Origin of the sequence: Streptomyces sp. 11x1, assembly GCF_032598905.1 — a bacterium.
GTDB lineage: Bacteria > Actinomycetota > Actinomycetes > Streptomycetales > Streptomycetaceae > Streptomyces.
The window spans coordinates 10,005,816-10,019,057 of record NZ_CP122458.1; the positions used below are offsets into that span (position 1 = coordinate 10,005,816).

The 13,242-nt window shown below is 73.1% G+C and carries 12 protein-coding genes and 1 pseudogene; 6 read left to right on the forward strand and 7 right to left on the reverse strand.

Annotated elements, in window-relative coordinates; all coding sequences use genetic code 11:
• Positions 1 to 6: 6 nt before the first annotated feature.
• A complete protein-coding gene (locus P8T65_RS44055) occupies positions 7 to 1,506 on the reverse strand; it encodes an amidase (protein ID WP_316731036.1) in 1,500 nt (499 codons plus the stop codon).
• Positions 1,503 to 2,834, reverse strand: a complete 1,332-nt coding sequence (locus tag P8T65_RS44060; RefSeq protein WP_316731925.1) for an Nramp family divalent metal transporter — start codon at positions 2,832 to 2,834, stop codon at positions 1,503 to 1,505. The genes P8T65_RS44055 and P8T65_RS44060 overlap by 4 nt, the downstream gene beginning before the upstream one ends.
• A gap of 202 nt (positions 2,835 to 3,036) precedes the next feature.
• On the opposite strand from P8T65_RS44060, the gene P8T65_RS44065 reads away from it, so the two are divergent.
• Positions 3,037 to 4,041: an Lrp/AsnC family transcriptional regulator gene (locus tag P8T65_RS44065; RefSeq protein ID WP_316731037.1), complete on the forward strand. Its 1,005-nt coding sequence runs from the start codon at positions 3,037 to 3,039 to the stop codon at positions 4,039 to 4,041.
• A 67-nt stretch (positions 4,042 to 4,108) separates the two neighbouring features.
• Here P8T65_RS44065 and P8T65_RS44070 read toward each other — a convergent pair whose 3' ends face one another.
• Positions 4,109 to 4,888 carry a DeoR/GlpR family DNA-binding transcription regulator gene (locus P8T65_RS44070; protein ID WP_316731038.1) on the reverse strand — a complete coding sequence of 260 codons (780 nt, stop codon included), beginning with the start codon at positions 4,886 to 4,888 and terminating at the stop codon, positions 4,109 to 4,111.
• Between the two features lie 89 nt (positions 4,889 to 4,977).
• Here P8T65_RS44070 and P8T65_RS44075 point away from each other — a divergent pair, with 89 nt between their 5' ends.
• From P8T65_RS44075 to P8T65_RS44085, 3 genes are all read left to right on the forward strand, one after another.
• On the forward strand, positions 4,978 to 5,868 hold the full coding sequence (locus tag P8T65_RS44075; protein ID WP_316731039.1) for a sugar isomerase: 891 nt from the start codon (positions 4,978 to 4,980) through the stop codon (positions 5,866 to 5,868).
• A 13-nt stretch (positions 5,869 to 5,881) separates the two neighbouring features.
• A complete protein-coding gene (locus P8T65_RS44080; protein ID WP_316731040.1) occupies positions 5,882 to 6,754 on the forward strand; it encodes a class II fructose-bisphosphate aldolase in 873 nt (290 codons plus the stop codon).
• Positions 6,755 to 6,856: 102 nt separating this feature from the next.
• The gene (locus tag P8T65_RS44085; protein WP_316731041.1) at positions 6,857 to 7,654 is read left to right on the forward strand and encodes an AraC family transcriptional regulator; all 798 of its coding nucleotides are present in this window, start codon (positions 6,857 to 6,859) and stop codon (positions 7,652 to 7,654) included.
• Here the strand turns inward: P8T65_RS44085 and P8T65_RS44090 are convergent.
• Positions 7,641 to 8,861: a methyltransferase gene (locus P8T65_RS44090; protein WP_316731042.1), complete on the reverse strand. Its 1,221-nt coding sequence runs from the start codon at positions 8,859 to 8,861 to the stop codon at positions 7,641 to 7,643. The genes P8T65_RS44085 and P8T65_RS44090 overlap by 14 nt on opposite strands.
• A 103-nt stretch (positions 8,862 to 8,964) precedes the next feature.
• Here P8T65_RS44090 and P8T65_RS44095 point away from each other — a divergent pair, with 103 nt between their 5' ends.
• Positions 8,965 to 9,621 carry an alpha-ketoglutarate-dependent dioxygenase AlkB gene (locus P8T65_RS44095; RefSeq protein WP_316731043.1) on the forward strand — a complete coding sequence of 219 codons (657 nt, stop codon included), beginning with the start codon at positions 8,965 to 8,967 and terminating at the stop codon, positions 9,619 to 9,621.
• 51 nt (positions 9,622 to 9,672) lie between these two features.
• Positions 9,673 to 10,914 carry an ROK family protein gene (locus P8T65_RS44100; RefSeq protein ID WP_316731044.1) on the forward strand — a complete coding sequence of 414 codons (1,242 nt, stop codon included), beginning with the start codon at positions 9,673 to 9,675 and terminating at the stop codon, positions 10,912 to 10,914.
• 6 nt (positions 10,915 to 10,920) lie between these two features.
• On the opposite strand, the gene P8T65_RS44105 is transcribed toward P8T65_RS44100, so the two are convergent.
• The 3 genes and pseudogenes from P8T65_RS44105 to ilvY form a co-directional block, all read right to left on the reverse strand.
• Positions 10,921 to 11,280, reverse strand: a complete 360-nt coding sequence (locus P8T65_RS44105) for a GtrA family protein (protein ID WP_316731045.1) — start codon at positions 11,278 to 11,280, stop codon at positions 10,921 to 10,923.
• 74 nt (positions 11,281 to 11,354) lie between these two features.
• Positions 11,355 to 11,962 (reverse strand): annotated as a pseudogene (locus P8T65_RS44110) (glycosyltransferase); the annotation flags it as partial.
• 324 nt (positions 11,963 to 12,286) lie between these two features.
• Positions 12,287 to 13,159 (reverse strand): HTH-type transcriptional activator IlvY, encoded by an 873-nt coding sequence (ilvY, locus tag P8T65_RS44115; protein WP_316731046.1) that lies wholly within the window; start codon positions 13,157 to 13,159, stop codon positions 12,287 to 12,289.
• Positions 13,160 to 13,242: the final 83 nt, after the last annotated feature.

Here is a 13,242-nt window from a genome sequence, read left to right on the forward strand (position 1 = left end):
CGGCTCTCAGCCGGCGGCCGTCACCACCGGAGGCCGCCGCTCCCCGACCCGCGTCGCCCGCTCGAAGGCGTACCCGGCCTTCAGGACCGACCAGTCCCGCCGGTGCGGGCCCACGATCTGCAGCCCGACCGGCAGCCCTCCCGGAGTGAACCCGGCCGGGACGGACAGGGCCGGACAGCCCGTCACGGAGATCAGGTACGCCGAGCGCATCCAGTCGAGATAGGTCTCCATCGGGGTGCCGTCCACGACCGTCGGGTGCGCCAGCCCGATGTCGAAGGGCGCGACCTGGCTGACCGGCAGCAACAGCAGGTCGTACCGCTCGAAGAACTCGCGGACCCGGTGGAAGAGCGCGCCGTGCAGTGTCTGGGCCCGTCCGAGGTCGGGGCCGCCGAGCCTGCGGCCCTCCTCGATGTTCCAGACGACGTCCGGGGCCAGCAGGTCGCGGTGCTCGTCGAGCAGCTTCCCGTAGGAGAGCTCCATCTGCCAGGCGCGCTGGGTGAGGAACACCTCGTCCGCGCCGCGCAGATCCGGGCAGGCCTCCTCCACTTCGCAGCCCAGCGCGGCGAACACCTCGGGCGCCGGCCGCAGCGCCTCCCGTACCTCCGGATCGACGGGCACGGCCCCACCGAGATCGGGCGAGAAGGCGACCCGCAACCCCCGCAGATTCCCGTCGAGTTGCCAGGCGAAGGTGGAGCCCGGCGTCTGCAGGGAGCGCGGATCGCGGGGATCCGGGCCCGCCAGCACGGACAGGGTCAGCGCGACGTCCGCCACGGTCCGGGCCATCGGCCCCTTCACCGACAGCTGTCCCCAGGGCGCCTTGTCGGGCCAGGACGGCACCCGGCCCGGCGACGGGCGCAGTCCGACGACGTTGTTGAAGGAGGCGGGATTGCGCAGCGAGCCGCCGGTGTCGCTGCCGTCGGCGATGGGCTGCATCCCGCACGCCAGGGCCGCGCCCGCCCCACCACTGCTGCCGCCCGCGCTGCGGGAGAGGTCGTAGGGGTTGCGGGTGGCCCCGAAGACGGGATTGACGGTGTGCGAACCCAGGCCCAGTTCGGGGACGTTGGTCTTGCCGAGCGTGATCGCGCCCGCCTTCCGCAGCCGCTCGACGACCAAGTGGTCACGGTCGGGCACCCGCTCGGCGAAGACCGGCGAACCGGAGGTCGTGCGGATGCCCGCTGTGTCGTGCAGGTCCTTGTGCGCGACGGGCAGCCCGTGCAGCGGGCCGACCGGCTCCCCGGCCGCCATCCGGTCGTCCGCCCGGGTGGCCTGCTCCAGCGCCCGGTCGGCCACGAGCGTCACGATCGCGTTCACCGCCGGATCGACCCGCTCGACGCGTTCCAGATGCGCGGTCACCACCTCCCGCGCCGAGATCTCCCGGCGCGCCAGCGCGACGGCGAGTTCGTACGCGGTCCGGAAGCACAGGTCGTCCGACGGGTCCGTGTCGCCCGTCGGGTTCACGGGGTACTTGGCGGGGTGGTCGACGAGTTGACGCACGAGGTGGTTCACGCCCCTCCCAGGGACTCCTTGAGCTGGACGACAGCGAGCACTCCGAAGAGCACGAAGGAGCCGCCCAGCAGCGTGTTCGAGACGGTCCGGTTGCGCAGCGCCGGCTCCATGCTCCGGCGGTTGAGGAGCACCAGCAGCGCGCCGGAGAGCAGCGGCAGGATCAGCGAGCCGACCGCGGCGTAGGTGAGCACCAGGGGCACCGGCCGCCCCAGGAAGACGACGGCGACCGAGGCGACGGCGCAGTAGAGGACGAACAGCCGGAACGGACGGCCGTGCTGCGCGATGTGCGGTTCCGCCTCGGCGTCCGGGACGCCCCGCAGCGCCCGCAGCGAGTCGGCGAGCAGATAGCACAGGCCGTTGAAGCCGCCGACCAGTGCGCTCAGCGTCACCAGGAAGAACGTGCCCAGGAACAGCACCCGGGCCACGGACCCCAGATCGGCGCCGAGCGGATCGGCGAGCGCGGCCAGCCCGTCGTTGCCGGTGATGCTGCCGCCCGTGCCGTACAGCAGGCCCGTGCCCACCACCGTCGTGCACAGCACGAACAGCAGGGTGACTCCGTAACTCACCGCCGAGTCCGTACGCATCAGCCGCAGTCGGCTCCGGTCCGCCCAGCCCTTCTCCCGCACCCAGTAGCTGTACGAGGCGATCCCGGCCGTCCCGCCCACGCCGCCGATGAGAGCCAGCACCGTCACCACGTCGCCCTCCGGCAGCCTCGGCCGCAGCGTGCCGAGCAGGCCGGACAGATCGTCGGCGGTCGCGAGGATGAGCACCGCCAGGACGGCCATGCCGAGGAACTTGGCGAGCAGGAAGACACTCATCACCCGCTCGAACAGCGCGTACCGCCCGACGTACACGAGCGCCGCCGCCGAGAGCGCGATGGCGACGGCCACGGGCCGGACGGGCAGCACGGGGAACAGCGTGGACAGCGCCAAGGACGCCACCGAGCCGAGCGCCGCCCCGTAGAGCAGCCCGATGACCAGGACGAAGAGCATGAACGCCGCCGGAAGCCAGCGGGCGGCCGACCGCAGACCCGCGATCACGGTCTGTCCGGTGGCCAGGTACAGCCGGCCGACCGCCTCGGTGAGCGCGTACTTCAGGACGACCCCGATGACGATGGCCCACATCAGCGCCATCCCGTACCCGGCCGCGCCCGCGAGCGAGGTCACCATGTCCCCGGCGCCCACACTGGCGGCCGCAAGCACCAGCCCGGGACCCAGGAGCGCCGACCGACCCCGGCGGGAGCCGCCGGGACGCGGCGGCACCTGTGGGGCGGCGTCGGCGGCCGGGGAACGTGGGGGACTGCCGGGAGTCACGGTCACGTCGACCATCTCCGTAGATCGGGGAGTCACGGGAGTCACGGGAGTCACGGTGCGCGCGGCCCGTGCGGGCCGAGGGGGACGGGGCGTGGCCCGCGCAGCGGGGAGACCGCGTGGGACCGAGCGATTCCGCTTCCCGGCAGGCTGGGCCACGGCGACGGAAGGGAACAAGAACCCCTGCGGAATTGACGGAATCCGCCATAGTCTGGGGCCGATGGACGCACCGCGGACCGGCCCCGTGACGGATTCACTGGACCGGCGCATCATCAGCGCGCTGCAGATCGACGGCCGGGCCGCCTGGCACCGCATCGCGGCGGCCCTCGGCGAGCCCGAACGCACCGTCGTCCGCCGCGGCACCCGGCTGCTGGAGTCCGGCCTCGTACGGATCGGCGCGCTGCCGATGCGCGGCCGCAGTGTGGTGGTCGGTGTGCGCTGCGCCCCCGGCCAGGCCCGGATCACCGCCACCGCGCTGGCTCGCAGGCCCGACTGCGTCTTCGCCCACGTGCTCACCGGAACCCTGGACTGCCTCGCGGAACTACGGTGGCCCCGTGAACGGCTGGCGGGACTGGTGCTCGACGAACTCGCCGGTCTGCCGGGGGTGGTGGAGATCCGGACCCTCGCCGTGCTGCGGCATGTCCGCACCATCCGTGAGTGGCACGCGGGCCTGCTCACCGAGGCCGAGATCGCCGCCCTGAGGGGTGAGGCCGGCGCCGACGGCGCGTCAGGGCCGGTCACCGATCCCCTGCCGACCGGCGAGACACCCCCGGAACTCTCCCGCGCCGACCGGCTGTTGCTCCATGCCCTCGCCGACGACGGGCGCCGCACCTACGACGAACTCGCGCGCGTCTCGGGCGTGTCGGAGGCCACCGCGAGACGACGCCTCGGCGCGCTGCGGCGCGAGGGCAAGGTCCGCATCCGGGCCGTGATCGAGCCCGCGGTGCTCGGGCTCCCCGTCGAGGCCGTCCTCTGGGTCCGCACGCCCCCGGCCCGGGTCGACACCGTGACGGCGGCACTCGCCGGGTCCGCCCACGTCCGCTACGCGAGTTTCGTCACCGGCGCGCGTCAACTCCTCGTCCTCACCGCCTTCCCCGACGAGGACGCCCTCCACGCCTTCGTCACCCGCTCCCCGTGGCTCCCCGACGTGGCGTCCATCGACGTCTCCCTGGTCCTCACCACCCTCAAACGCGGCGGCATGCCGGCCCCCTGGCTCCAGGACTGACCCGACGCCGTGCCGGGGAGAGAGCGGCGGCCCTCAGACGGTGACGGCCTTCAGACGGTGACGGCCCTCATACGGTGACGACCCGTATCCCGGCCTCCTCGAAGCGGCGCACCGTCGCGGGCGCGGCGGCCGAGTCCGTGACCAGCGTGTCCACGGCCTCCGTCGCACAGATCCAGGCGAAGGCCCGCCGACCCAGCTTGCTGGAGTCGGCCGCGACGACGACCCGCTCGGCACGCTCGCACAGCAGCCGGTTGACGGCGGCCTCCGCCTCGTCGTGCGCGGCCGCACCATGGGACACGTCGAGGGCGACGACACCGAGCACGGCCATGTCCAGGGTGATCCGGTCCAGCACCCCGTCGGCGAGCGGGCCCACGAGCTCGTACGACTGGGCGCGGGCCACCCCGCCCGTCACCACGATCTTGAACTGGGGGCGCACCGCCAGCTCGCTCGCGATGTTGAGCGCGTTCGTGACGACGGTCAGCGCGGGCGCGCCGGACGCCAGATCGCCCCGCACGGCCAGGGCCCGCGCCACCTCCGTGGTCGTCGTGCCACCGGTCAGCCCCACCGCCTCGCCGGGCGCGACGAGATCCGCCACCGCCTTCGCGATGCGCTGCTTCTCGGTGGCACGCCGGGCCGTCTTGTAGCGCAGCGGCAGCTCGTACGAGACGCCGTGCACGACCGCCCCGCCCCGGGTGCGCACGAGCATCTGCTGCTCCGCGAGCCCGTCGAGGTCACGCCGGATGGTCGCGGCGGACACCCCCAGCTCGGCGGCCGCCTCCTCGACGTCCAGCCGCCCCCGTTCGACGAGCAGTTCGAGCAGTGTCTGCCAGCGTTCGTCGCGGGACATCCGTCTCCTCGTGCTTGAAGATGCTCGAAAGATGACTCTATCGTGCAGAAGTAAGCATGAGCCTCGCGTATCCAGGGGAGGGTTCCCGCATGACCCATGTCGAGGACGAGCTTCACAGCCAGCCCGAGTGCTGGGCCCGCGTCGCCGCCGACGCGCCCGGACACGCCGAGGCCCTGCCGGCACCGGGGGAGCGGGTGGCGCTCGTCGGCTGCGGAACCTCGTACTTCATGGCGCGGGCCGCCGCCGGCTTGCGCGAGCGGGCCGGGCAGGGCGAGACCGACGCCTTTCCGGCCTCGGAGTTCCCCCGCGGGCGGGCCTACGACCGCGTCGTCGCCCTCACCCGCTCGGGCACCACCACCGAGGTGCTGGACCTGCTGGGTGCGCTGCGCGGCCGTACCCGCACCACGGCGGTCACCGCCGACCCGGACACCCCCGCCATGACGGCCGCGGACGACCTGGTCGTGCTGGACTTCGCCGACGAGAAGTCCGTGGTCCAGACCCGCTTCGCCACCACCGCCCTCACCCTCCTGCGCGCCCACCTCGGCCTGCACCCCGAGGCCGCCGTCGCCGACGCGCGTGCCGCGCTGGAGGCGCCGCTGCCCGAAGGGCTTGTCGACAGCGCCCAGTTCACCTTCCTCGGCCGGGGCTGGACCGTGGGCCTCGCCCACGAGGCCGCCCTGAAGATGCGCGAGGCCGCCCTGGCGTGGAGCGAGGCCTACCCGGCGATGGAGTACCGGCACGGCCCCATCAGCATCACCACCCGCTCCACGGTGACCTGGATGTTCGGCGAGGCGCCCGACGGCCTGGCCGCGCAGGTGCGGGAGACCGGCGCGACCTGGGTGGCCGGCGGGCTGGATCCGCTGGCCGAACTGGTCCGCGCCCAGCGGCTCGCCGTCGCCGTGGCCGCCGCCCGCGGCCTCGACCCCGACCGCCCGCGCCACCTGACGCGTTCGGTGATCCTCGACGCGAACGACCGCTGAACCAGGAGGAGCCGTGCCCCTGACGACGACCGGTGCGCTGATCACCGAGGCGGCCGCCGCGCACTCCGCCGTGGCCGCGTTCAACGCCATCACCCTGGAGCACGTCGAGGCGATCGTCGCGGGCGCCGAGTCCGTCGCCGCGCCCGTGGTCGTCCAGGTCAGCGAGAACGCCGTCAAGTTCCACGACGGGGACCTGCTGCCGCTGGCCCGCGCCGCGTCCGCGGCCGCCGAGCGGGCGGCCGTGCCCGTCGCGCTCCACCTCGACCACATCCGGAGCGAGGATCTGCTGCGCCGGGCGGCCGACGCCGGCTTCAGCTCCGTGATGTACGACGCCTCCCGCCTGCCCTACCTGGACAACCTCGCCGCGACCCACGCCGCCGTTCAGTGGGCGCACGGCCAAGGGCTCTGGATCGAGGCCGAGTTGGGGCAGGTCGGGGGCAAGAACGGTGCCCCGCCGCTCGACGCGCACGCGCCCGGCGCGCGCACCGACGCCGAGGAGGCGCGGGCCTTCGTGGCGGACTCCGGTGTGGATGCGCTCGCCGTCGCCATCGGCAGCTCCCACGCGATGACCACCCGCACCGCCGCCCTCGACCACGTCCTGCTGAAACGGCTGGCCGCCGCCCTCGACGTCCCCCTCGTCCTGCACGGCTCCTCCGGAGTCCCGGACGGCGAACTGCGCGCGGCCGTGGCGGGCGGCATCGCCAAGGTCAACATCGGCACCGCGCTCAACATCGCCCTGACCGGCGCGATCCGGGACCACCTCGCCGCCCGCCCCGACGCGGTGGACCCGCGCACGTACCTCACGGCGGGCCGGACGGCAATGGCGGACACGGTGGCCCGGCTGATCGGCGTCCTGCGGACGGAAGAGACGCTTCCGCCCGCGTAGCAGGGCCCGTACGCGTCCGTCCCGCGTGGGAATGTGACCGTCTCGCGTAGCGCCCCTCCCCGGGAGCGAAGTGTGACGCCCGTCACTGGTACGTTTCCGGTCATGCGGGAGACGGAGATCCACCTCGGTGAGCCACCGCACGTCGCCCTCACCGGTGTCGGCGTGCACGGCGTCGCGAGCCGCACGGACGTGTTCCGGCTGCCGGAGCTGTGGCAGCTGCACCTCTACCAGTACGAGGCCGAACTGACCGTCGACGGCACCACCCACACCATCCGCCCCGGCCGGGTCAGCCTCGTCCCGCCCGACACCACCGTCCGCTACCGCTACCGGGGCCGCTCCGAACACCTCTTCGCCCATCTGCGCATCGCCCCGTCCGGACCGCGCCGCACGGTGCCGGTCGTCCAGGACGCCGGCGCCGAACTCCCTGCGCTCACCGACCTGTTGCTCCAGGCGGTGGCCGCCGCGCCGAGCGAGCCGGACCGCACCCGGGCCGAACTGTGGACCGCCCTGTGGCGGGTGGCCCAGCTGACCCCGCCCGTCGCGGCCGCTCCCGGACCGCACCCGGCGGTCACCACCGCCATCGCCCACATCGAGGCCCACCTGGCCGCTCCGCTCACCATCCCGGAGGTGGCACGCGTGGCCGGCGTCTCCCACAACCACCTGACCCGGCTGTTCCACGCCGAGACGGGCGGCACCGTCGTCGCCTACATCCGCCGCCGCAGACTCGAACGCGCCCACCATCTGCTGCGCGCCACGACCCTCTCCATCCCCGCCGTGGCCGCCTCCGTCGGCATCCCCGACCTCCAGGCCTTCAACAAGGCCTGCCGCCGTGAACTGGGCGCCTCGCCGCGCGCCCTGCGCGGGGCGACCTTCGCGGCGGGTGTCGCTAAGTCCGCCTGACCGCCTTGAGCACCACGAACTTGGCGTCGCTCGCGACGAGTTCGCTGTTGCCGAAGATCCGCCGCAGCGTCACGTGATAGCCCAGATGACGGTTCCCGACCACCCAGAGCTCGCCACCGGGCCGCAGCGCCCGCCGTGCCCCGGTGAACATCCGCCGCGCCGTGGCGTCGCTCGTCGCCTGGTGCGAGTGGAACGGCGGGTTGTTCAGGACCAGATCGACACTGCCCGGCGCGAACCCCTCCAGCCCGTCACCGACCAGGAACTCGGCCGACCCGCCGGCCCTTCCCTCGGCCGCACCGGGTGCCGTACGACGCACCGCTGTGCCGCCCTTCCCGTCGGCGTCCGGCAGATTCGCCCGGTACGTTGCCTCCGCCGAGGCGACCGCCTGGTAGGACTCGTCGACGAACACCACCTCGGCGCCCGGATCGGCCAGCGCGATCGCCGTACCGACCACCCCGTTGCCGCACCCCAGATCCACGACCCGCCCGCCACGCGGCGCCTGCGGCAGCTGCCGCAGGAAGAACCGGGTGCCGATGTCGAGCCGGTCGGCACAGAACACGCCCGCGTGGTTGACGACGGGGCGTCCGGCCAGCACACCGATGTCGTCCGGCAGCCGGTAGGTGTACGGCCACGGATCGTCCCCCCGGGCCTTGAGCGTCGCCGCGTCCGGGGCGCAGTGGATCAGCCGCGCCTTCTGCCGGGCGAGCGAGGTGCGGGTCGGGCCGAGGATCCGCTCGAAGAGCTTCAGCGTCGAGGTGTGGATCTCCTTGACCATCCCGGTGCCGATCACGACCGTGCCCTCGTGCACGGCGGGCGCGAGCCGGTGCAGCTGGTCCTCCAGGAGCGCGAGGCTCTTGGGGACCCGTACGAGGAGCACGTCGACGCGGTCCGGCGGAGTGTCCCGGGTGGTGAGCAGCCGCAGGGCGTCCGCCTCGACGCCGTTGCGTTCCAGGTTGGCCCGCGTCGCCTGCCGGCCCAGGAACGAGTCGGTGATCTGCGTCGGCCGGTGCGCGGCGAGCGCGGTGGTCAGCGCGCCCCAGCGGTCCCCGACGACCACGACCGTCCCGTCCAGCCGCGTCCCGCTCTCCGCGAGGTGGCGCAGCAGATACGCGTCGGACGCGTCCCAGGCGCGCAGCGGGTCACGGGGGTCCTCGGGAAAGCGGGCCAGGTCGTACTCGCCCTCGGGCGCGGTCATACGGTCGCTCATCGTGCGCCCAGGCTAACCGAGCACGGCCCCGCTCCCGGCCGCCGAGCAGCCGTGGGGGCGAGGGCCCCGCCGGCACCGGGCCGCCGTGCGGGACGATGGTTGCATGGACGCCGAGCTGTTCCCCCGGAGCCGGACGGAGGTCGCGCCCGGCGCGGTCCATGTGCCCGAGTGGCTGGACGCCGAACAGCAGCGCCACCTCCTGGACGCCTGCCGCGTGTGGGCCCGCCCGCCCGCCGGGCTCCGCACCGTCCGCACCCCGGGCGGCGGCACGATGACCGCCCGGCAGGTCTGCCTCGGCCGGCACTGGTACCCGTACGCCTACGCCAGGACCGTCGTCGACGGCGACGGCGCGCCCGTGAAGCCGTTCCCGGACTGGCTGGGGGAGCTGGGCCGGCGCGCCGTCGAGGACACCCTCGGAGCGGAGGCGGCGACCGCCGCGTACGACATCGCCCTGATCAACTTCTACGACGGTGACGCGCGCATGGGGATGCACCGCGACGCCGACGAGAAGTCGGACGCGCCGGTGGTGTCGCTGAGCCTCGGTGACAGCTGTCTCTTCCGCTTCGGCAACACGCGGACACGGACCCGGCCCTACACGGACGTGGAGCTGCGCAGCGGTGACCTCTTCGTGTTCGGCGGGCCGGCCCGGTCCGCCCACCACGGGGTGCCCCGGGTGTATGCGGGGACCGCGCCGGCCGGGCTGGGGCTGGTCGGGCGGCTGAACATCACCCTGCGGGTCGGCGGCTTCGACGACGGCTGAGGCCCGCCGGGCGGGGTTCGACGCCGAGCGGATCATGGGAGACTCGCCCTCATGGACGGGAAGGCGGCCCCCAAGGCGGCGGGCGAAGGGACGACGGCACGGACGCGGCTGGACCGGGGCAGGGGCGCGCTCGGTCCGGCGCTGGAGCTGGTGCACACCGGGCGGGCCCCGACGAGGGCCGTGCTCACCGCCGAACTGGGCGTCACCCGGGCCACCGCCGGTGCCGTGGCCGTCGAGCTGGAGGCGTTGGGGCTGATCCGGGTCGACGCGCACCCGGGGGCCGCAGCCGGCTCCCAGGGCCGGCCCTCCCACCGCCTGGAAGTCGACGAGGAGGGACCCGTCGCGCTCGCCGCCCAGGTGCACTCCGACGGCTGGCGCGCCGCGCTGGTCGGGCTCGGCGGGCGGATCGTCGCCACCACACCCGCCTGCGAGATCGTGGACGCCGACCCGGCGAAGGTGCTCGGCTCGGTCGTCGACGCGGGCGCCGAGCTGCTGGCGGAGACCGGGCGCCGGTGCGTGGGGTCGGGCCTGGCCGTGCCGTCGGCCGTCGCCGAGCCGGCGGGGCTGGCCCTGAACCCGCTGCACCTTGCGTGGCCGGCCGGGGCGCCGGTCCGGCAGATCTTCGCCGAGCGGGTCCGCGCGGCCGGGATCGCGGGACCCGCGTTCGCGGCGAACGACGTCAACCTCGCCGCCCTCGCCGAACACCGGCACGGCGCCGGGCGCGGTTCCCACGATCTGCTGTGCGTGGCGACCGGGCACCGGGGCGTCGGCGGCGCGCTGGTCCTCGACGGCCGTCTGCACACGGGCAGTTCGGGCCTGGCCCTGGAGGTCGGTCACCTCACCGTCAACCCCGAGGGCCGCCCCTGCCACTGCGGCAGCCGAGGCTGCCTCGACGTCGAGGCCGACCCGCGTGCCTTCCTGTCCGCCGTGGGCCGCGATCCGGGCCCCGAGGGTTCGCTGCTGCAACAGGCGAACGAACTGATCCGCACCCAGTACGGTGACCCCGGTGTCCGTACGGCCGCCGAGGCCGTCATCGACCGCCTCGGCCTCGGGCTCGCCGGGCTCGTCAACATCCTCAACCCCGACCGCATCATCCTCGGCGGCATGCACCGCGCCCTGCTCGACGCCGACCCCGACCGGCTGCGGGCGGTCGTCGCCGAGCGCAGTCTGTGGGGACGGCAGAGCGGGGTCGCCCCGATCCTGGCCTGCACCCTGGATCACAACAGCCTGGTCGGAGCGGCCGAGTTGGCGTGGCAGCCGGTGCTCGACGACCCGCTGGGCGCGCTGGCCTGAGGGGACTCAGCCGGGCCCGGAACCCCGCAGCATGATCATGCGGGACACCAGGAACGTCACCGGGATCGCCGCCCCGGACGCCAGTAGGGGCGCGAACCTGTTGCCCGCGTGCAGCACGCCCACGATCACGTACACACCCGCCGTCGTGAGCAGGAAATTCGTGGCGTTGGTCAGCGGGAACAACAGGAATTTACGCCAGGTCGGACGGGTGCGATAAGTGAACCGCGCGTTGAGGAAAAAAGAGCCCGTCATGCTCAGGGCGAATGCGAGAACATGCGCGGCGAGATAGGGGAGCGCATTGAGGAACAACAGATAAAGGCCGTAATAGACCCCGGTGTTGACGACTCCGACCAGGGCGAAGGCCATGATCTGTCTCGATATGCGACGCTCGGGTGCCGGGCGGGCCGCGGGGTGCGGCGGTGTACGCGTCGCCGTCCCCATCAGCGAATGAGGTCCTTCGTCGTGCCGCACGCGGCGTGCCCCTCCGTCTGTTCCGCGTTGGTCGCCTGCACCAGGAAGTGCGGGCGCCCCTTCACCTCGTAATAGATCCGGCCGGTGTACTCCCCGATCACCCCGAGCATGATCATCTGTCCTCCGGCGAGGGCGGTCACGGCCATGACGATGGTGACATAGCCCGGCGTCTCCACGTCGTTGACGAGTCGTCACCCACGATCCAGGCCGCGTGGAGCCCCGTGCACACCAGCAGCCACAGACCGAGGTGGAGGGCAGCAGGCAGCGGACGGTTGTTGAAAGAGGGCAGCCCGTCCAGTCCGTAGTTCAGGAGCGACCGGAAGCTCCAGGAGCTGCGCCCGTGCCGGCGCGCGGCGTTCTCGTACTCGAAGGTCGTCCCGGGGAAACCGACCCGGGCGAATAGCCCCTTGGAGAAGTGGTTGTACTCCGTCAGGTCCAGGACGGCGTCGACGACCCGGCGTGACAGCAGCCGGAAGTCCCCCACGCCGTCGACGAGTTCCACGTCGACGAGCCGGTTCACCAGCCGGTGGTACAGGCGGGCGGCGGCGGTGCGCAGCAGGCCGCTCCGGGTGCGCCGGCCGAAGGGGTGACTGCGGGCCACGACATCGGCGGCGTAGAGCACGGCGAGGGTGAACGCGGTGGCGAGCAGCGCGGCTTTTCTCCGCGGTCGAACTCCCGCCGCGGAACGGGTTTTCGGTTTCACACCCCGACCCTGTCCGCTCGGCACACCGAGTTCCGCTGAACTACCCACTTCATTTTCCGACGGACCTTCCTTTCGGTTCGCCGGATCTGAGGCTCGTGGCTCGTTGAAGGTTGTGCCGCCGAGGAAAAGTGAAAGCGATAGTTCCGAATGGCGCGGGGGAGGGGAGAGGGGTAATTGAATTGATGGATACGGGAGTTGTCATCCAGGTGATCGACGGGTGAACTCGGCCGTGAGACTCCACAGCGCGGCCACCTGGGGCCGCCGCAGATCCGCCCGCCGGACGCACAGCCCGATCAGGAACGGCCGCGGAGGCGTGTGGGTCGGTACCACCGTGAGCCGGTCGCGTACGGCGCTGTGGTCCAGCACCAGGCGGGGGACCACGCCCGTGCCGCAGCCCAGCGCGACGAGGGTCAACAGCGCCTCGTGGCCCTCCGGTTCGGCCGCCAGGTCGGGGGCGGTGCCGCGGGCGCGGAACCACCGGTCGGCCGCGTCGCGCACCGCCCCTCGGTGGGGAAGCACGAAGGGCCCGTCGAGGCCGGGGTCGGGGCGGTGGTGCGCAGTGACGAACACCAGGTCCGTCGTCGCCACGGTCCGGCTCACCAGCGGCTCCGGCAACCGCGTCGGGAGGCCCGCGACCGCCACGTCCACCTCGCCCTCGTCCAGCCGCGCCGGCGCGGTCGCCGCGTCTCCGGTGCGCAGGTCGAGTCGGACCTGGGGATGGGCCGCACGGAAGGGCGTCAGCAGCTTCGGCAGCAGCGCCTGACACGCGGTCACCGTCGCGAACACGGTCAGCCGCCCGGTGAGTTCGGCAGGGTCCGGGTGCTCCTCCCGGTACGCCCGCCACAACTCCAGCGCCTGGGCGGCGTATTCGCGGAAGCGATGCCCCTCGGCCGTCAGTGCGACACTCCTCGGCCCCCGGTCGAGGAGCCGGTGCCCGAGGTCGGATTCCAGCCGCTGCACGGTCCGGGTCAGGGTCGCCGGGCTGACATGGCAGTCCAGGCTGGTCCGCCCGAAGTTCAGCGTCCCGGCCAGATGGAGGAAGAGCCGAAGCTCGCGATGGTCGTCCCGCACACTGCCACCTGTGCCTTTCGCTTTCTGCAACGCCCCGCTGCGAAGGTTGCGCTTGTCGCAACGCTCGCCGGGACCCTACAACT